The 17,845-nt window shown below is 73.1% G+C and carries 21 protein-coding genes; 10 read left to right on the plus strand and 11 right to left on the minus strand.

Annotated features, from left to right (window positions below; all coding sequences use genetic code 11):
• Positions 1-63 precede the first annotated feature (63 nt).
• The 3 genes from valS to ACGFIG_RS03265 form a co-directional block, all read right to left on the minus strand.
• Complete coding sequence (gene valS, locus ACGFIG_RS03255) at positions 64-2,628, minus strand: valine--tRNA ligase (RefSeq protein ID WP_392998652.1); 2,565 nt, start codon at positions 2,626-2,628, stop codon at positions 64-66.
• Between the two features lie 139 nt (positions 2,629-2,767).
• Positions 2,768-3,268, minus strand: a complete 501-nt coding sequence (locus tag ACGFIG_RS03260) for a methylated-DNA--[protein]-cysteine S-methyltransferase (RefSeq protein WP_392998654.1) — start codon at positions 3,266-3,268, stop codon at positions 2,768-2,770.
• Entirely contained in the window at positions 3,265-4,716 is a 1,452-nt protein-coding gene (locus tag ACGFIG_RS03265; RefSeq protein WP_392998656.1) for an AlkA N-terminal domain-containing protein, read from the minus strand. Before ACGFIG_RS03265 ends, ACGFIG_RS03260 begins: the two co-directional genes overlap by 4 nt.
• Positions 4,717-4,856: 140 nt before the next feature.
• On the opposite strand from ACGFIG_RS03265, the gene ACGFIG_RS03270 reads away from it, so the two are divergent.
• From ACGFIG_RS03270 to ACGFIG_RS03290, 5 genes are all read left to right on the plus strand, one after another.
• Positions 4,857-5,339, plus strand: a complete 483-nt coding sequence (locus ACGFIG_RS03270) for a hypothetical protein (RefSeq protein WP_392998658.1) — start codon at positions 4,857-4,859, stop codon at positions 5,337-5,339.
• 132 nt (positions 5,340-5,471) lie between these two features.
• Positions 5,472-6,209: a Type 1 glutamine amidotransferase-like domain-containing protein gene (locus ACGFIG_RS03275; RefSeq protein ID WP_392998660.1), complete on the plus strand. Its 738-nt coding sequence runs from the start codon at positions 5,472-5,474 to the stop codon at positions 6,207-6,209.
• 154 nt (positions 6,210-6,363) lie between these two features.
• Positions 6,364-7,449 carry a redox-regulated ATPase YchF gene (gene ychF / locus ACGFIG_RS03280; RefSeq protein WP_392998662.1) on the plus strand — a complete coding sequence of 362 codons (1,086 nt, stop codon included), beginning with the start codon at positions 6,364-6,366 and terminating at the stop codon, positions 7,447-7,449.
• 181 nt (positions 7,450-7,630) lie between these two features.
• Positions 7,631-8,095, plus strand: a complete 465-nt coding sequence (locus tag ACGFIG_RS03285) for a hypothetical protein (RefSeq protein ID WP_392998664.1) — start codon at positions 7,631-7,633, stop codon at positions 8,093-8,095.
• Between the two features lie 355 nt (positions 8,096-8,450).
• A complete protein-coding gene (locus ACGFIG_RS03290) occupies positions 8,451-8,924 on the plus strand; it encodes a hypothetical protein (RefSeq protein ID WP_392998666.1) in 474 nt (157 codons plus the stop codon).
• Positions 8,925-8,977: 53 nt separating this feature from the next.
• Here the strand turns inward: ACGFIG_RS03290 and ACGFIG_RS03295 are convergent, their stop codons facing one another.
• The 3 genes from ACGFIG_RS03295 to ACGFIG_RS03305 form a co-directional block, all read right to left on the minus strand.
• Positions 8,978-9,916: an MBL fold metallo-hydrolase gene (locus tag ACGFIG_RS03295; protein ID WP_392998668.1), complete on the minus strand. Its 939-nt coding sequence runs from the start codon at positions 9,914-9,916 to the stop codon at positions 8,978-8,980.
• An 85-nt stretch (positions 9,917-10,001) separates the two neighbouring features.
• A complete protein-coding gene (locus ACGFIG_RS03300) occupies positions 10,002-10,430 on the minus strand; it encodes a hypothetical protein (RefSeq protein WP_392998670.1) in 429 nt (142 codons plus the stop codon).
• Between the two features lie 54 nt (positions 10,431-10,484).
• The gene (locus tag ACGFIG_RS03305; protein ID WP_392998672.1) at positions 10,485-10,820 is read right to left on the minus strand and encodes a YnfA family protein; all 336 of its coding nucleotides are present in this window, start codon (positions 10,818-10,820) and stop codon (positions 10,485-10,487) included.
• A gap of 239 nt (positions 10,821-11,059) precedes the next feature.
• Between ACGFIG_RS03305 and ACGFIG_RS03310 the strand changes: the two genes are divergently transcribed.
• Together ACGFIG_RS03310 and ACGFIG_RS03315 are read left to right on the plus strand one after the other, a co-directional pair.
• A complete protein-coding gene (locus ACGFIG_RS03310) occupies positions 11,060-11,470 on the plus strand; it encodes a cupin domain-containing protein (RefSeq protein ID WP_392998674.1) in 411 nt (136 codons plus the stop codon).
• 105 nt (positions 11,471-11,575) lie between these two features.
• A complete protein-coding gene (locus tag ACGFIG_RS03315) occupies positions 11,576-12,187 on the plus strand; it encodes a tyrosine-protein phosphatase (protein WP_392998675.1) in 612 nt (203 codons plus the stop codon).
• 28 nt (positions 12,188-12,215) lie between these two features.
• Here the strand turns inward: ACGFIG_RS03315 and ACGFIG_RS03320 are convergent, their stop codons facing one another.
• Positions 12,216-12,632 (minus strand): GntR family transcriptional regulator, encoded by a 417-nt coding sequence (locus ACGFIG_RS03320; RefSeq protein WP_392998677.1) that lies wholly within the window; start codon positions 12,630-12,632, stop codon positions 12,216-12,218.
• Positions 12,633-12,788: 156 nt separating this feature from the next.
• Between ACGFIG_RS03320 and ACGFIG_RS03325 the strand changes: the two genes are divergently transcribed.
• From ACGFIG_RS03325 to ACGFIG_RS03335, 3 genes are all read left to right on the plus strand, one after another.
• Complete coding sequence (locus ACGFIG_RS03325) at positions 12,789-13,052, plus strand: hypothetical protein (protein ID WP_392998679.1); 264 nt, start codon at positions 12,789-12,791, stop codon at positions 13,050-13,052.
• Between the two features lie 76 nt (positions 13,053-13,128).
• A complete protein-coding gene (locus ACGFIG_RS03330; protein ID WP_392998681.1) occupies positions 13,129-13,464 on the plus strand; it encodes a YciI family protein in 336 nt (111 codons plus the stop codon).
• A complete protein-coding gene (locus ACGFIG_RS03335) occupies positions 13,457-14,701 on the plus strand; it encodes an RNA polymerase sigma factor (RefSeq protein ID WP_392998683.1) in 1,245 nt (414 codons plus the stop codon). Before ACGFIG_RS03330 ends, ACGFIG_RS03335 begins: the two co-directional genes overlap by 8 nt.
• 76 nt (positions 14,702-14,777) lie before the next feature.
• Here the strand turns inward: ACGFIG_RS03335 and ACGFIG_RS03340 are convergent, their stop codons facing one another.
• The 4 genes from ACGFIG_RS03340 to ACGFIG_RS03355 all read right to left on the minus strand — a co-directional run bounded on the left by ACGFIG_RS03340 (position 14,778) and on the right by ACGFIG_RS03355 (position 17,787).
• Positions 14,778-15,509: a class I SAM-dependent methyltransferase gene (locus ACGFIG_RS03340; protein ID WP_392998685.1), complete on the minus strand. Its 732-nt coding sequence runs from the start codon at positions 15,507-15,509 to the stop codon at positions 14,778-14,780.
• Positions 15,510-15,733: 224 nt separating this feature from the next.
• Positions 15,734-16,096 carry a PH domain-containing protein gene (locus tag ACGFIG_RS03345; RefSeq protein ID WP_088998502.1) on the minus strand — a complete coding sequence of 121 codons (363 nt, stop codon included), beginning with the start codon at positions 16,094-16,096 and terminating at the stop codon, positions 15,734-15,736.
• A 35-nt stretch (positions 16,097-16,131) separates the two neighbouring features.
• Entirely contained in the window at positions 16,132-16,869 is a 738-nt protein-coding gene (locus ACGFIG_RS03350; protein WP_392998687.1) for a class I SAM-dependent methyltransferase, read from the minus strand.
• A gap of 33 nt (positions 16,870-16,902) precedes the next feature.
• A complete protein-coding gene (locus ACGFIG_RS03355) occupies positions 16,903-17,787 on the minus strand; it encodes a LysR family transcriptional regulator (RefSeq protein ID WP_392999404.1) in 885 nt (294 codons plus the stop codon).
• Between the last annotated feature and the right edge of the window lie 58 nt (positions 17,788-17,845).

A 17,845-nucleotide genomic window follows, 5' to 3' on the forward strand; every position in this document is an offset into this window, starting at 1 on the left:
CAGCCCCGCCCCGCCGCGCCAGCCCCGTCCCGCCGCGCCGGGTGGGGCGCGACGGGGCGGGGGTCAGAACGCGCAGGCGATCACGAGTTCCGGGGTGCGGTCGGGGAGCAGGTCCAGCTTGGCGATGCGGCCGGCGGCCCGGAGGTCGTCGGCGATCACGGTCAGCTGGTCGAGCAGCGCCGCCGGGCCGAGCGCCTCGGCCAGCGGCACCTCCGCCCTCATCGACAGTTTCCGCTCCGACTTGGCGCGACGCACCTGGCTGAGCGCGTCGGCGGCCAGCCGCAGCAGCTCCGGTTCGCCGGCACCCTGGATCGCCCGGTCCACCTCGTACGTGGTGGGCCAGGTCGAGCGGTGCACCGACCCGTAGCGCCACCACGACCACACCTCCTCGGTCGCGTACGGCAGCACCGGGGCGAAGAGCCGCAGCTGCACCGAGAGCGCGGTGGCCAGCGCCGCCCGGGCGGAGTCCGCCCCCGGCCCGGAGCCGTAGGCGCGCTCCTTCACCAACTCGATGTAGTCGTCGCAGAACCGCCAGAAGAAGCTCTCGGCGACCTGCAACGCGGCCGTGTGGTCGTACGCCTCCAGCGCCGACGTCGCGGCGGCGACCACGCCGGAGAGTTCGGCGAGCATGGCGCGGTCCAGCGGCTCGGTCGCCGGGGAGCGCAACGCGTCGGCGGCGCCCAGCCCGAGGGCGAACTTCGAGGCGTTCAGCAGCTTGGTGGCCAACCGCCGGCCGACCTTGATCTGGGCCGGGTCGAAGGCGAGGTCCATGCCCGGCCTGCCGTTGGCCGCCCAGTAGCGGACCGCGTCGGAGCCGTGCTGCTCCAGCAGCGCCATCGGGGTGACCACGTTCCCCTTGGACTTCGACATCTTCTTCCGGTCCGGGTCGAGGATCCAGCCGGAGAGCACCGTGTCCCGCCAGGGCAGCACCCCGTGCTCCAGGTGGGCGCGGACCACGGTGGAGAACAGCCAGGTGCGGATGATCTCCTGCCCCTGCGGGCGCAGGTCCATCGGGAAGACGCGGGCGAACAGGTCCGGATCGGTCTCCCACCCGCCGGCGATCTGCGGGGTCAGCGACGAGGTGGCCCAGGTGTCGAGCACGTCCGGGTCGCCGACGAAGCCGCCCGGCAGCCCGCGTAGGGACTCCTCGAACCCGGGCGGGGCGTCGCTGGACGGGTCGACCGGCAGCGCGGACTCCTCCGGCGTGAGAGGCTGGGACCAGTCCGGCTCGCCAGCGTCGTCGAGCCGGTACCACACCGGCACCGGCACGCCGAAGAAGCGTTGCCGGCTGACCAGCCAGTCACCGGTCAGGCCGCCCACCCAGTGCTCGTAGCGGTGCCGCATGTGTTCCGGCACCCAGCGCAGTTCCCCGCCCCGGGCCAGCAGTTCGGCGCGCAGCCCCTCGTCGCGCCCGCCGTTGCGCAGGTACCACTGCCGGGTCGAGACGATCTCCAACGGCCGGTCGCCGCGCTCGTAGAACTTCACGGGGTGGGTGATCGGTCGCGGCTCGCCGACCAGGTCGCCGGCGTCGGCCAGCAGCTCGACGATGGTCCGCCGGGCGCCGTTGACGGTCTGCCCGGCCAGCGCCGCGTAGGGACCCGAAGGCACCCCGGCCGGCGCCTCCGGCAGCAGCCGGCCCTCCCGGCCGATCACCACCCGGGTGTCCAGGCGCAGCTCCCGCCACCAGGTCACGTCGGTCAGGTCGCCGAAGGTGCAGACCATCGCCGCGCCCGTGCCCTTGGCCGGGTCCGCCAGCGGGTGCGCCCGCACCGGCACCTCGACCCCGAAGACCGGCGTACGCACGGTGCCGCCGACCAGGTCGGCGTACCGCTCGTCGTCGGGGTGGCAGACCAGCGCCACGCAGGCCGGCAGCAGCTCCGGACGGGTGGTGTCGATGAGCACCTCGCGCCCGTCCGGCCCGGCGAAGCGCAGCCGGTGGTACGCCCCGGGCCGCTCCCGGTCCTCCAGTTCCGCCTGCGCGACGGCGGTGGCGAAGCCGACGTCCCAGAGCGTCGGCGCCTCCGCCTGGTACGCCTCGCCCCGGGCCAGGTTCCGCAGGAACGCCCGCTGTGACGTGGCCCGGGCCAGGCGGCCGATCGTGGTGTACGTCAACGACCAGTCCACGGAGAGCCCCAGCCGCCGCCAGAGCGCCTCGAAGACCTGCTCGTCGGCGACGGTCAGCCGCTCGCACAGCTCGATGAAGTTCCGCCGGGAGATCGGGGTCGGGTCCCGGCGGGCCGCCTCGTCCACCGGTGCCTCGGGGGCCCGCCAGTCCGGGTCGTACGGCAGCGCCGGATCGCAGCGCACGCCGTGGACGTTCTGCACCCGGCGCTCGGTGGGCAGGCCGTTGTCGTCCCAGCCCATCGGGTAGAAGACCGTGCGTCCGCGCATCCGCTGGAACCGGGCCACCACGTCGGTGTGCGTGTACGAGAAGACGTGTCCCATGTGCAGCTCGCCGGATACGGTCGGCGGCGGGGTGTCGATCGCGTACACGTCCGGGCGCTCCTTCGAGCGGTCGAACGCGTACGTGCCCTCCTCCTGCCAGCGGCGCGCCCACGTCTCCTCGATGCCGTCCAGGCTCGGACGGTCGGGGACGCCGGCGCGGGCCGTCCTCTCCGTGTCTGTCATCGGTCGATCGTAGGCAGCGGCCGGCGGCCGGACCACGGCTTAACGTGTCCGGCGACGCCGCCCGGCGCGCGACAGCCGTAGGCCCCCGCTGCCTCGTCGGGCCCACGCCGCTGGCGAGCACACGGCCGTCGGCTTCCCGTCAGCGGCGCTCGTGCCCGAGCAGCCACCTCTTCACGTCCAGCCCCCAGCGGTAGCCGCCGAGCGTCCCGTCGGTACGCAGCACGCGGTGGCAGGGCACGAACAGGGCGGCGGCGTTGCGGGCGCAGGCCGCGGCGGCGGCGCGTACGGCGGCGGGGCGGCCGGCCAGCCCGGCGAAACCGGTGTAGGTCACGGGCTCGCCCGGTTTCACCTCGCGCAGCACCTGCCAGGCGTGCGCCATGAACGCGCCCCCCGTGTGCTGCTCGACCGGCACGGCGTCGATCGCCGCCAGGTCACCGTCGAGGTAGGACGCCACGGCGGCGCTGACGGGGCCGAGGTCGGCCCGGTGCCGCAGCGGTGCCCGCATGGTCGGGTGCACCAGGGGGAGCAGGCTCTCGGGATCGCCGGTGAAGCCCGCCGCCCGGACCGCGCCGGCCGGGCCGGCGACGATGCTGAGCGGGCCGGCGGGGGTGTCGATGACGGTGCTGTCGTTCATGCTCATGCTGCTCTCCAGAGTCGGATCACCGCGTACGAGCGCCAGGGGCGCCAGCGGTCGGCGTACGTGTCGAGGGACCGGTGGTCGTCGGGCAGGCCGAGGGCGGCGGCGCCCCGGCGTACGGCGAGATCGGTGGGGAGCAGGACGTCCGGGTCGCCGAGGGCGCGCATCGCGACGTAGCCCGCCGTCCAGGGTCCGATGCCGGGCAGCGCCAGCAGCCGCCGTACGCTCTCCTCGCGGTCCCCGCCCGGCGCCAGGTCCAGGGACCCGTCGGCGACGGCGCGGGCCAGCCCCCGGATCGTCTCCCGCCGCCCGGCCGGCATCCCGAACACCTCGTCCGGCACCCCGAGCACCTCCTCGGCGGCGGGGAAGCCGGCGAGCCACGGCTCCGGCCCGTCGGGGCCCTCGGGCGCGGGTGGGCGCAGGTGGGTCAGCAGGCGGGTGAGGGTGGTGCGGGCCGACCGGACGGAGACCTGCTGGCCGACGACCGCGCGTACGGCCATCTCGAAGCCGTCGACCGAGCGGGGGAGGCGGATGCCCGGCTCGGCGGCGACCGCCCCGGCCAGCCCCGGGTCGGCGGCGAGGGTGCCGTCGACGGCGGTCGGGTCGGCGTCGAGGTCGAGCAGGCGGCGGCAGCGGGCCACGGCGGGGGCGAGGTCGCGCATGTCGGTCAGCCGCAGCGTCGCCGTCACGTGCCCGTCCGCCGGCGTCAGGGCCGCCTCGCCCGGGCCGTGCGGCAGCCGCAGGCCCCGCCGGTACGTCCCGTCGCGCACCTCCTCGACGCCGGGCAGCGCGCGCAACGCCAGGAAGTCCAGCAGCGCCTGCGCGTGCAACGGCGGGCGGTACGCGAGCCGCAGCGTGATCGTGCCCGCCCCGCCGGGCGTACGCGGCCGGCCGCGCGTGGTGCGCAGCTCGGACGGGGCCGCCCCGAACACCTCCCGGACCGTGTCGTTGAACTGCCGTACGCTGCCGAACCCGGCGGCGAACGCCACCTCGGCCATGCCCAGCCCCGTGGTCTCGATGAGGGTGCGGGCGGTCTGCGCGCGTTGCGCCCGGGCCAGGGCCAGGGGGCCGGCGCCCATCTCGGCCCGCAGCATCCGGTGCAGGTGCCGCTCGGTGTAGCCGAGCCGGGCGGCCAGCCCCGGGATGCCGTCGCGGTCGACCACCCCGTCGGCGATCAGCCGCATGGCCCGGCCCACCACGTCGGCCCGTACGTCCCACTGGGGGGAGCCCGGGGCGGCGTCCGGGCGGCAGCGCCGGCAGGCGCGCAGGCCCGCCGTCTGGGCGGCGGCGGCCGAGGGGAAGAACCGGACGTTCTGCCGCTTCGGCGTCGTCGCCGGGCAGGACGGCCGGCAGTAGATCCCGGTCGACGTCACGCCGGTGTAGAACCAGCCGTCGAACCGCTGGTCGCGGCTGTCGACCGCCCGGTAGCACCGCTCGAAGTCCAACTCCACGCCACCGATGATGCTCCTGCCCGGTGCCCCTGGCTCGCGGGAATCGGACGTGGCCGTGCGCGAGCGAACGGGACGCCGGCCCCGAAAGTGTCGGTTGTGGTCGGTACCGTCCGGCCACCAACTCAAGAAGGGGTGCGGCGATGGCGAGCGTGGCGGGTCGGGAGGCGGCGTCGGCACGGGACGGGCACCCGCCGCTGGACGACGTGGTGGTGCAGCGCTTCTACGAGCGGATGCGCGCGGTCGCTCCGGCCGCCGTCGGCGCGATCGAGCGGGACCGGGCCGGCGATCCGGGGCGGGCGTTCGGCGACACCGCCTGCGGTCGCCTCGTGCGTTCGCTCGACGCCGACGGCCTGCGCGCGCTGGGCATGTGGGTGCACCACTGGTGCATGCGGTTCTACGACGACGACACGAGGGTGGCGCTGCGCCTGGTCCGGGAGGTCGCCGGTCGCGCCGGGCTGGGCTGGACGGCCGACGAGGTGCGCTGGATGCTCCGCGAGTCCTACGCGGCGGGCCCCGCCGCCGAGGCCCGTTTCGCCCTGCCGCTGGCCGCCGCCGGGGAGTTGGCCCCCGGCACCCTGCGGATCGAGGCGGTGGTGCCCCGTCAGGCCGGCCCCCGCGACTGACCACCCGGCAGTTGCCCGCGGGCGTCCGCCGCGCCCTGGTCGCCGCGGGCTGACCGCGCCCGGCCCGTCCGGCGGCAGGGGGAGGGGCCTCGGGCAGGATGGGCAGCGCAGACCCTGACGGAAAGGACGACCGTGCCCGCCAGCGAACCGACCATCCTCGCCACCAGCATGGGCATCTACGCGCCGCGCCACGAGGGCGGCACCCGGCGGGTCAACCCCGTCTTCGACCTCGCCGCCGAGCTGGCCGGGGCCGGGCCGGAGCCGAGGATCTGCTTCCTCAACCAGGCCGAGGGGGACCAGCCGACCACGCTCGCGCGGGTCTACGAGGCGTTCGCCGGCAGCCGGTTCCGGATGACGCACCTGGCGCTGTTCCCGATGCCCAACGTCGACGACCTCCGCGCCCACCTGCTCGCCCAGGACGTGGTCTGGGTGGGTGGCGGGAGCGTCGCCAACCTCTGCGCGGTCTGGCGGGTGCACGGCCTCGGCGAGATCCTGCGCGAGTGCTGGGAGGCCGGCGTGGTGCTCGGCGGCGTCTCCGCCGGCTCGATCTGCTGGCACGCCGGCGGGGCCACCGACAGCTTCGGCACCACCCTGCGCGGCTTCACCGACGGCTTGGGCTGGCTGCCCTACGGCAACGGCGTGCACTACGACAGCGAGGAGCAGCGCCGGCCGCTGATGCACCGGCTGGTCGCCGACGGCACGCTGCCGACCGCCCACTGCACCGACGACGGCACCGGCCTGCTCTACCAGGGCACCCGGCTGGTCGAGGCGGTCGCGGACCGCGAGGGGGTCTCGGCGTACGAGGTCAGTCGCGCCGAGGACGGCACCGCCCGGGAGACCCCGATCCCACCACGCCTGCTCCCCTGCTGACCCGCCGCACCGGCCCCGCTCCCCGCGCCCTTCGGGCCGATCCTGGTACGAGACTGCCCTTCGAGGGGCGCTCCCGTACCAGGATCGGTCGGGCGTGGTCCGGCACCGGCCTGGCTCGTCGGGGCTGTGGGGCAAGGGCGTAAGCTGGCTCGTCGTGAGTCTCACCATCGGCATCGTCGGCCTGCCCAACGTCGGCAAGAGCACCCTGTTCAACGCGCTGACCAAGAACGACGTGCTCGCGGCGAACTATCCGTTCGCCACCATCGAGCCCAACGTCGGCGTGGTCGGGCTGCCGGACGAGCGGCTGCACAAGCTCGCCGAGATCTTCAGCTCGCAGAAGGTGCTGCCGGCCCCCGTGTCGTTCGTCGACATCGCTGGCCTGGTGCGCGGCGCGTCCAAGGGGCAGGGCCGGGGCAACGCCTTCCTGGCGAACATCCGCGACGCCTCGGCGATCTGCCAGGTCGTCCGGGCCTTCTCGGACCCGAACGTGGTGCACGTCGACGGCAAGGTCTCGCCGGCCGACGACATCGAGACGATCAACACCGAGCTGATCCTCGCCGACCTGCAGACCCTGGAGAAGGCGCTGCCCCGGCTGGAGAAGGAGGCCAAGCTCCGCAAGGATCGGGCCGCCGCCGTCACCGCCGCCAAGCAGGCCGTCGAACTGCTGGACACCGGCGTCACCCTCTACGCGGGCGCCAAGGACGCGGGCATCGAGCTGGAGCACCTGCGCGAGCTGCACCTGCTCACCACCAAGCCCTTCCTGTACGTCTTCAACGTCGACGAGGCCGAGCTGGGCAACGCCGAGTTCCTCGACGAGCTGCGCGCCCTGGTCGCCCCGGCCGACGCGGTCTTCATGGACGCCAAGATCGAGTCCGAGCTGGTGGACCTGCCCGAGGAGGAGGCCCGCGAGCTGCTGGAGTCGATCGGCCAGCCCGAGCCGGGCCTGGACCAGCTCGTCCGGGTCGGCTTCCGCACGCTCGGGCTCCAGACGTACCTCACCGCCGGCCCCAAGGAGGCGCGGGCCTGGACCATCCCGGTCGGCGCGACCGCGCCGGAGGCCGCGGGGGTCATCCACTCCGACTTCCAGCGCGGCTTCATCAAGGCCGAGGTGGTCTCCTTCGACGACCTGGTCGCGGCCGGATCGATGGCGGCGGCAAAGGCCGCCGGCAAGGTCCGGATCGAGGGCAAGGAGTACGTCATGCAGGACGGCGACGTCGTGGAGTTCCGCTTCAACGTCTGAGCGCGGACGCTTCCGCAGATCAGGAGTTCGCGCCCGGGGCACATCCCGGACACAGCCCCGGTTCCGCTCCGGCTCGGGAGGCGTCGGAGTGATCCAAGGGCGGACCTGACGGCAGGCTGATCCCGTGGCCGACGGCGGGGACCCTCCCTGGCGAGGCCGGACGGATGTACGGTCCCTCGCCATGAGCTATGACCTGATCTTCGTGCCCCGAGGCGACGACCAGTCCTGGGATGACGCGTTGGACGCGGCAGAGGAGGCCGGCAGCGACGAGCGCCCCAGCGACGAGGCTTGGGCGCGACTGGTGGCGGCGGCGCGGCAGGTGCTCGGTGAGGTTTTCGTCTTCGAGGGGGCTCACAACTACGAACTGACGCATGAGACGACTGGCATCCAGGTCAGCTACCACGCAGCAGAGGCTGGGATCACGGTTCCCTTCTGGTGCCGAGGCGGAGATGCTCGGGCGGTCGTCACGGCGATGTATCAACTCGGCGAAGCCGTCCAGGCGGTCACGGGCCTACCCGGGTACGACCCCCAGCTGGAGCTGCCGTTGCCCGATGCCCTCGCGCAGCCGGAGCTTGCCGTCAGGGTCTTCAATGACGTCGCGGCGTCCTTCGCGGAACGAGGGATTTCCAGCCCCAGCAATGGCTGAGTGACTATCGGTTAGGAAACAGACGCGAGGGCTGCCTTGCCATGCTTGCTTTACTGATCCAATGCAGAGCCGACGGTTCGTGTATCTGCTCTTGATGGTGGGCGGTGCAGTGATGGCCGTCACCGGAATCGCCATGACCATGGCGTACGTGCCCGAAGCGCGTTGGCCTTTCTCCGCCCCGAGCCTGTGCGCGATCGGTGGTGTGGTTACGGGGATCGGCGTCCGGGGCGCCCGGAGGCAGCGACGTTCCGAGAAGCAGGTGGCGTCTTCTGGGGTGAGGATGTCCTGTTCGGCACAATCGGAGCGCCGTAAGGGTGTACCCGAGGACTTTTCGTAGCCCCTACTGTCACTACCTATGACCCACCCGTACCAGCTGCCCCAGCCGCCCCAGCCGCCCCAGCCGCCGAAGCGGCGCACGCTGCGCACCGTGTTGATCGTCGTCGGCGTGGTCCTCGTGCTGTGCTGCGGTGGCGCCGGCATCGGCGGCTTCTTCCTGTACAAGGGGGTCAAGGGTGCGACGGATCCGGCGCGGCAGGCCGCCGAGTCGTTCGTGAGCCACCTGGAGGCGGGCGACCCGGACGCGGCGTACGAGCTGTTGTGCGGCGACACGCGCGCCGGGTACACGAGGGAGGCGTTCGCCCAGGGTGTCGCCAAGGAGCCGAAGATCCGCGGTCACAAGGTGAACGGCGTGAACGTGCAGAGCGTCAACGGCCGCACGTCGGCGACGGTGCGCATGGCGCTGACGCTGGACAGCGGCTTCACCGACCAGCACATGTTCATGCTGGTGAAGGAGGACGGCGCCTGGAAGGTGTGCGGCCAGCCGTACTGACGCGGATTCCGTCAGCTGCCAGCAGCCCCGGATGCTGGCCGGCCCCTGTGGTGTCAGCCGAGTCCCGCCCAGGGATCCTCCCGGCGCCACACGGTCGGCAGGTGCAGCGCGATCCGGTCGTGCTCGGCCAGCCGGACGAGGACCCGCATGGTGCGGTCGAGGTCGTCGCCCGCGTACGGCAGGGCGCGCAGCGGCTGGTCGAGCGGGCGGAAGAAGTCGTCCCAGTGGACGAGGACCACTCGCCGCGCCCCGACAGCCCGTACGGTCTGGGCCCAGTAGGCACGGACGTACTCCTCGTCCTGCGCGCCGAGCTGGCCGACGCCCAGGTAGACCACGTCGGCCCGGTACCCGTCCAGCGCCGAGGGTCGGTAGCCGGCGCTGCCCTGGACCAGAGCCGTCCGGCCGCTCGTGTGCGCGACGAACACGGACCATGCCTCACCGCACCGGTAGGCGGCGGCCCTGGCAGGGGACACCACGGGCGCGGTGATGGCGCCGGGGTAGCGATCCGGTGGGCAGTGCGCGGACTCGACGAACGTGAGGGTGAAGGGGCCCCGGGTCACCGGCTCGCGCGGCGTGACGACCTGGATGCGGTCGTCGCTGAGACCGGCGCCTCGACCGACCCAGGCTGCGGAGAGGCCACCGGTGAGCACCGCACCGGTGCGCAGGGCGACGGTCGCGGAGTCCAGGACGTGGTCGAAGTGGGTGTGCACCGGGACCACGGCGGCCAGCCTGCGTCCGCCATGGTCGTGGTCCAGTCCCAGCCGGGTGAGCGCGGCGGCGATGCGGGCGTCGTCGGGCGCGAGCCTGCGCAGGGCGACCCGGAGCAGGGACGGCCGGGAGAAGAACCCGTCGGTCAGCACTGCCGTGTCGCCGGCGTCGAACAGCAGGCTGGCGGTGCCGAGGAACGTGACGCTGAAGCCCTCGGCCGCCAGCGGGACGTCGAACCGGTCGGCGTAGGCGTCGATGTCGGGGCGGCCGAACCTCAGGCGCATGGTCGGACGCTACCTGTTCGAGCGGGAGACCAGTGGGCCGCGTGAGACCGCACGTGAGGCGGGCGGGACGACGGCGTACGTACCGTCAGCGGCGGACGGCGGCCAGGGCTCCGGCGACGACGGTTCCGAAGCCGATGGCCATCAGGGGCAGCCCCCACCCGAAGGGCAGTTCACCGACCCAGTTGATGTTGCTGCGTTCCGGCAGGGAACCCAGGCTCACCGCGACCACGGCGCTGGCGAGGAACATCCCGGCCACCGCCGCGCCAACGGTGAGCAGAGCGAACCCCGCCGCCCGGCGGGCCCAGAAGCTGGCACCGAGGGCGGTCAGGAGAAGAACCACCACCCACCAGGTCCAGCCGCCTCCGACTTCCAGGTAGGCCCAGCCCGAATACGACCACAGGTACCTCTCGCTGATCCGGAACCACGGGGTCAGGTACCCGAGCAGGGTGATGCTGGTGCCGAACATGAGCAACACGTCGGGCGCAGGCCGGTACCACGGGGGCGAGTCGTCCATGGGTGCCGAAGGTAGCAGCCAGCGTCATCCGTACCCCGGTCGCGGGAGCGCGGCTCAGCCGCTGCGTGGGGCGTACATGATGATGGCGACCCCGACCAGGCAGATGGCCGCGCCGACCAGGTCGTAGCGGTCGGGGCGGAACTTGTCGACGAGCATGCCCCAGGCGAGGGAGCCGGCGACGAAGACGCCGCCGTACGCGGCCAGGATGCGGCCGAAGTTCGGGTCGGGCTGGAAGGTGGCGACGAAGCCGTAGAAGCCGAGGGCGATGACGCCCGCCGCCACCCACAGCAGCCCCCGGTTCTCCCGCCAGCCCTGCCACACGAGCCAGGCCCCGCCGATCTCGGCGAGCGCGGCGAGCAGGAACAGCAGGATGGAACGGGCGACCGTCATGCGGTCGAAGGTAGCGGGAGCACCACCTGCCCCACGGGCGGGAGCCGCGTGCTCACCGCCCGGTGGTCGCTGCCCTCGCCTGGTCGGCGAGGCCGTCGAGCACGTCGGCGTGTGCCGCGGGCACCCGGACGTCCAGCGTCAGCGCGTCCGGGCCGGACCGGGAGAGGTCGAACGTGAAGAACGAGCAGCAGGCGGATTCGCGCTCAATCAGGTCGCCGGGTCGGACCTACGATCGGGCGGTGCAGAAGGTACGCCTCCGCAGGCTTCCGCTGACGTCACCGCCGATCCCGGCGGGTGGCGGTCGGATCGAGTCGCCGGCCGGCGAGCTGGCCCAGATCGTCAACGGCGGCACCTACCGCTTCCTGGCGTACCTGGAGTTCCGGCCGGACGCCCGGCCGCGCGGCAACCACTACCACGTCCACAAGACCGAGACGCTGTACGTGATCAGCGGGCGGCTCCGGGCGGTGTTCCGTGACCTGGACTCCGACGAGCGGACCGAGCTGACGATCGGGGCGGGGGACCTGGTGACCGTGCAGCCGCGCTGCGCCCACGCCTACCACGCGCAGGAGCACGCGCAGGCCGTCGAGCTGGCGGACACGCCGTACGACCCGACGGACACCCACCCCTGGGACGTCGCGGACATCGGCTGACGATCTTGGTACGAAACGGCCCTCGGAGGGGCCGGGATCTACCAAGATCTCCACGCCGCCCGGGTGGCGGAGGCACCGCTGCGGCGGGGACGGGAAGGTGGACGGGTGAAACTCGACTGGTCGGGCTGTCGGAACGCCCGTGACCTCGGCGGCCTGCCCACGGTGGACGGTGGCCGGATCCGTGCCGGCGCACTGCTGCGGTCGGACGGCCACCACCTCCTGACCCCTGCGGCCGTCGAGTCCCTTCGACGCGGGCCGGTCAGCCGCATCGTCGACCTGCGCTGGTCGTGGGAGTGCGCGCGGGATCCCAGCCCGTTCGCGGGCGAGCCGGTCCACCGCCACGTGCCGATGCTCAACGACGTGCTGGGCTATGAGCCGCCGCCGGACACCTACGTCCCCATGCTCGACCACAACCGGTCGCGCATCGGCGCGGCCTTCCGGGCCGTGGCCGAGGCGCCGCCGGGCGGTGTCGTCGTGCACTGCCACGAAGGCCGGGACCGAACGGGGGTGCTGGTGGCGCTCCTGCTGACGGTGGCGGGCGTCGCCGCCGATGTCGTCGCCAGGGACTACGCGTGCACCGACGGCTGCTCGCCCGGGGCGATGCTGCACACACTGGCGCATCTGGCGGACCGCTACGGCGGAGCGACGTCGTACCTCACCGGGGCCGGCGTCGAGGCCGGGACGGTGGCGGCGGCACGTGCCCGGTTGCGGGAGTAGTCGGGACGGTCGCTGCCCGGCGCGTGAGTCAGCCGGCGGCGGGGCGCGTCAGCTCGACCTGGTCGCCGGCCAGCACCTCCGTGGTGCCCTTGGGGTGGCGGACCTCCAGCACCGGCACACCCTCGTCGAGCTGCAAACTCCGCCGCTCCTCACCCGTGGGCATCCGCGCGATCACCGTCCCACCGGAGGGCACCTCGACCGGCCGGCGTGCGGGTGTCTCGCGCACGTGGCTGCCGTGGCCCCTTACCGTGCTGATCAGCCCCTCGGATCGCAGCAGTGAGATCGCCATGCGCACGGCTTCACGGCCGATCCCGTACTCCTGTGTCAGCCGTGTCTCACTCGGCAAGGTTGCCCCAGGGCTGAACTCGCCCGATTCGATGCGCTGCCGAAGCTGCTCGGCGAGTTGCACATAGACCGGGGTGTGCGAGCGCGGATCGATGGTCATGGCACATAAGCCTTGTTCCCCCGTCGGCAGGTCTGGTTGTGCCCCTGAGCCCCTGGGCCTATAGTCCCAGTAACGCTTGGTGCTCGGGTGGAAATGCTCCGTCACTAGGTGACTGGCCCGCCGTCATGCTCGCCTTACCGCCGGAGGTCACTGCTCATGAGAGTCGCCCGGGAGCGTTTCGTCATTCACCTGCCGGTGGTCACGAGGGACCTGCTCTCCGCCGTACGCCTGGCTCGGGTGGTGGCGCGGTGGGCGAGCGTGCTCGCGCAGACCGACCCCGGCGAGACCACGGTCTCCGCCGAGGACGCGCAGCACCTGCGGCACCGGGTCTTCTGTGACACGCTGCTGCCCGAGGGCCGGCGCTGCCTGCTGCGGGCCGACCACGACGGCCCCTGCACCCGCCGCCCGGCGAAATTCTGAGATCGCCGGCCGCAGGGTGTCCGGAACCGGGCCGCCCGTTCGTCACCCTGGTGACCATCCGACACGGAGGAGCGGCATGAAGTACCTGATGTTCGTCTGCACCGACAGCGAGCCGGACACCGACCGGGCCGACTGGCCGGACATCGAGGCGTGGGTCGAGGAGAACGACGCCCGGGGCCGGCGGCTGACGGGCGACGCGCTCGCGGAGACGACGGCGGCCACGACGGTACGCGTCCGCAACGGGGAGCTGCTGGTCACCGACGGCCCGTTCGCCGAGACCAAGGAGGTGATCGTGGGCTTCGACCTGCTGGAGTGCGCCGACCTGGACGAGGCGATCGAGGTGGCGCGCGCCCACCCGATGGCCCGCCAGGGGCGGCTCGAACTGCGCCCGGTCGTCGGCCTGGATGGCTGACGGCCCCGCCGACCCGCTCGCGGTGGCGGCTGCCGTCGCCGCCGCGAGCACCGGATCGTACGCCCGGATCGTCGCCACCCTGATCCGGGTGACCGGCGACTGGACCCTGGCCGAGGACTGCGCCCAGGAGGCGTGGGCGCTCGCGCTGACCCGGTGGCCGGCGGAGGGCGTGCCCGCCAACCCGGGCGGCTGGCTGATGACGGTGGCCCGCAACCGCGCGATCGACGTGCTCCGGCGGGCCTCGGTCGAGCGGCGCAAGCTGCGTGAGCTGGCAGTGCTGACGCTGACCGGACCGGAGCCCGGCCCGGGGACGACGGGGGAGGGGGAGATCGTGGACGACCGGCTGCGGCTCGTCTTCACCTGCTGCCACCCGGCCCTGTCGCCGGAGGCGCGGGTCGCCCTGACGCTGCGTACGGTCTGCGGGGTGCCGGCGGCCGACATCGCGCGGGCCTTCCTGGTCACCGAGTCGACCATGACCCGGCGGCTCACCCGGGCCAAGGCGAGGATCGCCGCCGCCGGCATCCCGTACCGGGTGCCGACCGGCCCGGCGCTCGCCGAGCGGCTCCCGGGCGTCCTCGCCGTGCTCTACCTGCTCTTCACCCAGGGCTACGACGCCGACGGCGAGCCCGCCTTCGCCGACGAGGCGATCCGGCTGGCCCGGCTGCTCGACCGGCTGATGCCGGCCCAGCCCGAGGTGGCGGCGCTGCTGGCGCTCTTCCTCCTCCAGCACTCGCGGCGCGACGCCCGGCGCGACCGCGACGGCAACCTGCTCACCCTCGACCGGCAGGACCGCTCCCGCTGGGACCACGACGCGATCGCCGAGGGGGTCGCCATCCTCGCCCGGGTCACGGCGGACGGCCCGTACGCCCTCCAGGCCCGGATCGCCGCGTGCCACGCCACCGCCGCCTCCGCCGAGGCCACCGACTGGATCGCGATCGCCGAGGCGTACGACCGGCTAGCCCGGCGGCAGCCGTCGCCGGTGGTGGAGTTGAACCGGGCCGTCGCGCACGGCTACGCGCACGGGCCGGCGACGGGGCTGGCGCTGCTGGCCGCCGCCCGGGCCGGCGGGGCGCTGGACGGCTATCCGCTCGCCGTCGCCGCCGAGGCCGAGCTGACCGCCCGGCAGGGCGACCGGCACCGGGCCGCCGAGCTGTTCCGACGGGCCGCCGAGGCACACTCCGGCGCCACCCGGCGAGCCCTCCTGGATCGCGCGGCGACCCTGCTGCCCGGACACTGACCCGGTGCGCCGACCGGCGAAGGGAGCGGCCGTTCCGTCGGATCGGCCGCTCCCTCCGCGCTGCGTCCCGGTGTGCCTACCCCTTGCGGTACACGGAGACGTGCGAGGCGCTGTCCGGCCCGAAGGGCGACCGGTGCCAGTCGGCGTAGCGCTCGGCGAGCCGGAGTCCGGCCCGCTCCGCCAACTCGTCGACCTGCTCCGGCCAGAGATAGCGCATCGCGAAGGGCCGCAGGTGGACGCCGTTCCGGTCGAACGTGATGGTCTGCCGGACGAACGTCTGTGCCGCCCGGTCGTACTGGTGTACACGGATGGTGGCAGAGTCCTCGGTCACCGCCCGCATCTGGACCTGCTCGTCCCGGTCGAAGTCGGCCGGGTCCGGCACGAACGCCTCGATGACGAACGCGCCGCCCGGCGCGAGCACCCGGGCGACGTTGCGGAAGCAGTCCGCCTGCCGCTCGGCGTTGACCAGGTTGAACAGGGTGTTGAACACCAGGTACGCCAGCCGGTACGGGCCGGTGACCGGCACGTCGGCCATGTCGCCGATGGCGACCGGGATGTCGGCGCCGCCGGGCTTGGGGCGCATCTTCGCCACCATCTCCGGTGACGCCTCGACGCCCTCGACGGTGACACCTCGCTCGGCGAGCGGCAGCGCGACCCGGCCGGTACCGATGGCGAGCTCAAGGACCGGGCCGCCGTCGGCCAGGGCGGCGAGGAAGTCGACCGCCGGAGCCGGGTCCGGGCTGCCGGGACCGTCGTAGGTGTCGGCCCACTGCCGGCCGAAGAGACCGGGATCGTCGAAGACCGACATCATCGGCCTCCCCGGGGCACGCGGTCAGCGCCCTCCGGCGCGGGTGGTGCGGAAGTGCGGGTGTACACGAAGCCTCGATTCCGGTTGGTCGGGGGTTCCTGCCTGGACGGACCTCGACGCGTCGGACATCGTCGTCTCCCTTCACTCGGCCTGACCCCACCCAACCGGCCCCGGACGGCGCCGGCAACCGATTTACCCGCCGCCCGTGGGCTTCGCCGCCCCGCTCAGCTGATGTGGTGCAGGATCACGTTGTGTACGTGGTGGCTCTTGTCGGCGCCCCGGAACTCCACCTCGTAGGTGTGCGTGCCGACGTGGATCGCGATGGCGCCGGTCGAGAAGAACGAGCCGCCCCACGACTTGTTGCTGACCACGCTGACGCTGGTGATCTTCGAGTACGGGATGCTGGTGATGGCGTACCGCTTGCCGACGAAGGAGCGGTCCTGGATGATGACGCGCCGGTCGGTCAGGCCGATGAAGCCGGTGCCGGTGCCGACTGCGTCGTAGACGGCGATGATCTGCTCCCCGTGGAGCAGGCCGCTCTGGATCTGCTGGAACTGTTCTTTGCGGTCGTACGTCGCGTTCGCCATGCCCTCAACGGTAGGCCGGGCATGCCAACCGAAGATCACTCCCGACGGGCCAGGACGAGGAACTCGCCATCGCCCCGGCCCACGGGCTCCCCGCCCCAGCCGCCGAGGACCCGTTCGACGGCGAACCCGGCCGACCGCAGCGAGCCGCGCAGCTCCTTCTCGGTTCGGAAGCGCAGGGTGGCCGAGCTGAGCAGTTCCTCGCCGTCGCCGAAGAGGTAGTGGTGGGTGAAGTCGACGCGGCCACCGGCCACCGCGTGCACGCGTGTCCACGCCTGGACCACCCCACCGTCGGGCAGGGCGATCCGCCGCCGCGAATCGACCGGGTTCCAGCGTTCCCACCGCCGGTCTTCCGGGTCGCGCGAGTCGAACACCAGCCGGCCGCCGGGCACCAGCGCCCGGGCCAGGTCGGCGAGCGTACGCGCCCACTCGTCGTCGGCCACGAGGAACTGCGCGACGTGGCTGGTCAGCACTGCCACGTCGAAGGACCCGTCCGCCAGTACGGCCGAGGTGCCCTCGATCCACGTCACCCGCTCGGCACCCGGCTTGGCGCGGGCGGCGTCGAGGGAGGCGTGGGCCGGGTCGACGCCGGTGACGGTGTGGCCGGCGTCGGCCAGCGCGAGGGCGAGCCGCCCGGTGCCGCAGCCCAGGTCGAGGACCCGTACGCCGGGTGTCTCGCTGACGACGGCGAGGAACCACTCGTCGTCACGTGACCAGGGGCACTCGGCGTCGTAGACCGGGACCAGCCGTGGATGACGGAACTCGCCGTGCCTCATCGGCGTCGATCATGCCATTCCGGCCGGCGTCCGTCAGGCCGCGTTGGCGTCGGTCGCGGCGCGGACGAACTCGTGGACCCGGGCCGTGCCGTTGCTCTCCCGCCAGATGAGGCCCCGCCGGATCGGTGGCGCGTCGCGGATCGGCACGTACGCCACGTCGGGGCGCGGGTAGTAGCGGCGGGTGTGTTCGCCGACGGGCAGCACCCCCCGACCCATGGCGACCAGCGTCAGCATCTCCGAGAACGTGTTGCCGGCCGGTCCCTTCGGCACGGGCCGGCCCGACGGGGTGTGCTCGGGGGTGCGGTCGCGCTTGAACCCCGCCGAGGTCACGGCCGGGTACTGCACCACCGGATGGTCGCCGAGCGTCTCCAGGCTGACGGACTCCTCCCGGGCGAGCGGGTGCCCGGCGGCCACCGCGAGCAACCGCCGTTCCTCCAGCAGCGCCGGGCCGCAGGCCATCCCGTCGAAGGGGTACGCGGCCATCAGGATGTCGACGGAGCCGTCGAGCAGGCTCTGCCGGGAGTCGAAGAGCTGCACCTCCCGTACCTCGACCTGGCACTCGGGGTGGCGCTGCGAGAAGAGGGCGACGGCCTTGAGCAGCGTCGGCGCGGTCCACTCACCGAGGAAGGCGACCCGCAGGCGTCCGGTCACGCCCCGCCCCGCCTCGACGGCCCGGCGTACCGCGTCGTCGATGCCGGCGACCAGCGGCGCGAGGTCGGCGGCGAGCTGACGGCCGATCGGGGTGAGCTGCACGACGCGGCTGGTACGGGCGAACAGTGGGGCGCCGACGCGGCGTTCGAGCTTCTTCACCACGTGGCTGATCCGCCCGGTGGTCACCCGCAGGCGCGCCGCCGTCCGGCCGAAGTGCAGCTCCTCGGCGAGGGTCAGGAAGGTCTCCAGCTCGTGTCGTTCCAGCACGTCCCGCCCCATCGTTGAATCCGGCTCAACGATGGTAGTGCGATCGCGTCTTGGTCGG

This window comes from Micromonospora sp. NPDC049048, from assembly GCF_043197615.1.
Lineage (GTDB): Bacteria > Actinomycetota > Actinomycetes > Mycobacteriales > Micromonosporaceae > Micromonospora.

Bases quoted from the DNA above. Each gene is read 5' to 3' on its own strand.
- valS (WP_392998652.1), bottom strand. From the start codon at position 2,628: ATGACAGACACGGAGAGGACGGCCCGCGCCGGCGTCCCCGACCGTCCG.
- ACGFIG_RS03260 (WP_392998654.1), bottom strand. From the start codon at position 3,268: ATGAGCATGAACGACAGCACCGTCATCGACACCCCCGCCGGCCCGCTC.
- ACGFIG_RS03270 (WP_392998658.1), top strand. From the start codon at position 4,857: ATGGCGAGCGTGGCGGGTCGGGAGGCGGCGTCGGCACGGGACGGGCAC.
- ACGFIG_RS03285 (WP_392998664.1), top strand. From the start codon at position 7,631: ATGAGCTATGACCTGATCTTCGTGCCCCGAGGCGACGACCAGTCCTGG.
- ACGFIG_RS03290 (WP_392998666.1), top strand. From the start codon at position 8,451: ATGACCCACCCGTACCAGCTGCCCCAGCCGCCCCAGCCGCCCCAGCCG.
- ACGFIG_RS03295 (WP_392998668.1), bottom strand. From the start codon at position 9,916: ATGCGCCTGAGGTTCGGCCGCCCCGACATCGACGCCTACGCCGACCGG.
- ACGFIG_RS03300 (WP_392998670.1), bottom strand. From the start codon at position 10,430: ATGGACGACTCGCCCCCGTGGTACCGGCCTGCGCCCGACGTGTTGCTC.
- ACGFIG_RS03305 (WP_392998672.1), bottom strand. From the start codon at position 10,820: ATGACGGTCGCCCGTTCCATCCTGCTGTTCCTGCTCGCCGCGCTCGCC.
- ACGFIG_RS03320 (WP_392998677.1), bottom strand. From the start codon at position 12,632: ATGACCATCGATCCGCGCTCGCACACCCCGGTCTATGTGCAACTCGCC.
- ACGFIG_RS03325 (WP_392998679.1), top strand. From the start codon at position 12,789: ATGAGAGTCGCCCGGGAGCGTTTCGTCATTCACCTGCCGGTGGTCACG.
- ACGFIG_RS03330 (WP_392998681.1), top strand. From the start codon at position 13,129: ATGAAGTACCTGATGTTCGTCTGCACCGACAGCGAGCCGGACACCGAC.
- ACGFIG_RS03335 (WP_392998683.1), top strand. From the start codon at position 13,457: ATGGCTGACGGCCCCGCCGACCCGCTCGCGGTGGCGGCTGCCGTCGCC.
- ACGFIG_RS03340 (WP_392998685.1), bottom strand. From the start codon at position 15,509: ATGTCGGTCTTCGACGATCCCGGTCTCTTCGGCCGGCAGTGGGCCGAC.
- ACGFIG_RS03345 (WP_088998502.1), bottom strand. From the start codon at position 16,096: ATGGCGAACGCGACGTACGACCGCAAAGAACAGTTCCAGCAGATCCAG.
- ACGFIG_RS03350 (WP_392998687.1), bottom strand. From the start codon at position 16,869: ATGAGGCACGGCGAGTTCCGTCATCCACGGCTGGTCCCGGTCTACGAC.